Raw genomic sequence first — 238 nt, 5'->3', positions numbered from 1 at the left:
ATCAATACTTCTGGATCATTAATCATTGCTTGTGCAATCCCTAACCGTTGTTTCATTCCTCCAGAGTACTTTTTTATTTTTTTATTTTTCACATCTTCTAGTCCAACTAGTGTTAATAGTTCAAGACATCTTTTTTTGGCAAGGTTTTTATTTATACCTTTAAGAGCAGCAATATACAACATAAATTTCATACCTGTGAAGTCCGGATAATAACTGAAATCTTGTGGTAAAAAGCCTA

The 238-nt window shown here is 31.5% G+C and carries 1 protein-coding gene; it reads right to left on the bottom strand.

Translation table 11 applies throughout. The features are described 5' to 3' along the window. Positions 1 to 238: ATP-binding cassette domain-containing protein (locus SB660_RS23580; protein WP_410585013.1), on the bottom strand; the 238-nt coding region annotated here is incomplete at both ends.

Source organism: Bacillus sp. SIMBA_005 (genome assembly GCF_046535585.1).
Lineage (GTDB): Bacteria > Bacillota > Bacilli > Bacillales > Bacillaceae > Bacillus > Bacillus pumilus.
The sequence above is the reverse complement of the archived record's forward strand: the minus strand, read 5'-3'. Positions and strand labels throughout refer to the sequence as shown.